Here is a 2,078-nt window from a genome sequence, read left to right on the forward strand (position 1 = left end):
CCCTGCAGCTCCTCGAGCTGCTCGATCGCCGCTGGCCGGTCCGCGATCGAGACCGAGTAGGCCTGGATGGCGTCCGCGAGAAGATCCATCTGCCAGTGGTAGCGTTCCGCTCCCACCCGGGTCATCTCTTCCTTCAGCCGGGGGATCTGCACGGCGACGAGGCTGTCGAGGCTCGTCCTTTCTCCGGACCGTACGAAAGCCTCTCCCAGCGAGGCGGCGCAGTGAATCCCGCCCGCTCCGAGCCGCAGGCCGCAGCCGTCCCATGGGTGGCCGCTGAAGGCCTCGTCCGGCATGGGACGGAACATCTGATTCAAGATCCCGGCCTCCGTCCACGGGTCGACCTCACCCTCGACCGCCGAGGGCTGTCCGGCCATGTAGTGAAGCCAGACTTTGAGATTCGCCGCCGGGTCGCGCCTGTCGCCGAGCTCATCGAACACGGCCATCATCGCGATCGGGCGCCCGGAGGTCTGCCACAGATCGGGGTAGATGTCGCGGAGCACGGCATCGTCGACCGTGTCCAGAGCGATCGTCGCTCGCGCCTGGGCGACGGAATCACCGAGGATCAGGTCCCGGGAGAGCAGGAGCGCCGGGGTCCGACGCGCCTCGAGCGGCTCGAGATCCTCCAGCAGCTCCTCGACGCGTGCCGTATCGCGCTGGATGATGGCCATCTCGACGGCGTGCAGATAGTACGGCGCAAACGAGGGGTCGAGCTCGATCGCCCGGTCGAACGCACGTCGGGCGTCCTCCATCTCGAGGAGGAGGTTCCCGCCGTAGTGCGTGTAGAATTCGCCGAGAAGAAACCATGCCTCGGGATCGTCCGGGTACTTCCTCGTCGCGGCGCGAAGCGGCTCGACCCCGTCCAGGTCGCCCGCCAGGACGGCCGCATTCGCCTGGACGAGAGTGCGCTCACGCGGCGGAAGGCGCTCGAGGTGAGCCAGGGCGTAATCGAAGTGTTCGGCGGCCTTGTCGCTGGCGATGTTCTCGATCCAGCCGTACGCGTCCGCGACCCGGGCGTGGGCGAGCGACATCTCCGGGTCCAGCTCGAGCGCCTCTTCGTACGCCTCGATGGCCCTTTCGAACCGCGCGTTGCGATACAGGGCCTCGGCCCTCAGGTATGCGCGGAGCGCCGGAAGCGACGCGGTGACGATGGCTTGCGTCTGTCGGATGCTCAGCCCTTCGGCTCCCGCCGTGCGCATCAGGGCCTGCATGACTTCGACGCCCAGCTCGTCCACCATGACGAGCACGCTGTCCGCGGGCCCCTCGACCTGGCTGGCGCCGATCTCCCGGCCGGTCTCCACGTCGTAGATGTCGGCCGCGAGTCGCACGTTCTGACCCAGCGCCACCGCGCTCCCCGTCATCACGTACCTGGCGCCCGACCGTCGGGCCACCTCTCGAGCGGTGGCCAGGTCGGCATCGCCATCCTCCGGCACGGCGTCCCTCCAGCGGGCCATGACCGTGCGGCTGCTGATCGTCCGGTATCCGCCCACGTCGTCGAGGCTGGCGGTGAACACGTCCATCATGCCTTCGCGCCAGACCTCGAGGCCTTCTCCCCGGACGGTGAACGGCACGATCGCGATACCCTCGCCGGCTTCGGTCGCCACGGCCTCCGCGGGAGCGAAGCTCTTCCCACGATCCTTGACGATGACGTAGAGCCCGGCGAAGCCGAAGAGCAGGCAGAAGGCCAGAACTCCGCCGAGTATCGAGTTCCGCCAGGTGAACAGGAAAAACGGCTTCGACTCTGAGTCCGGGAGGCCTCGCCCGGGTCCTGCCAGCTCCGAGGATTCCGCCGGCTCCGTCCCGGGCCGGCGATTCTGGATGAACGCTGTCGCGAGCACGACCGGCAGGCCGATGACCAGCAGGAGCACGGCGAACGGGAACACCCAGGCCGGCAACCCCATGTTCTGGGCCAGCACGTCGGCCACCTGGAGCACCACCCATCCCGCTACGACGTAGATCCCCAGCACCTGCCAGAGGGATCGGCGGTGACCTTCCTGGATGAGTCTCTTCATGCCATACGCTCGCTACTGTGAATGGCCCGGCCCGTGGCCGTGACGAGCGCTGAAGTTGGAGCGGCCGCG

General features: G+C 67.9%; 1 protein-coding gene. It reads right to left on the reverse strand.

Features of this window, described 5'->3' with window-relative positions:
* On the reverse strand, window positions 1-2,009 hold a 2,009-nt coding region (locus AC36XV_RS02840; RefSeq protein ID WP_492202161.1), incomplete at its 3' end, for a tetratricopeptide repeat protein.
* Window positions 2,010-2,078 lie beyond the last annotated feature (69 nt).

Source organism: Candidatus Benthicola sp., assembly GCF_058719085.1.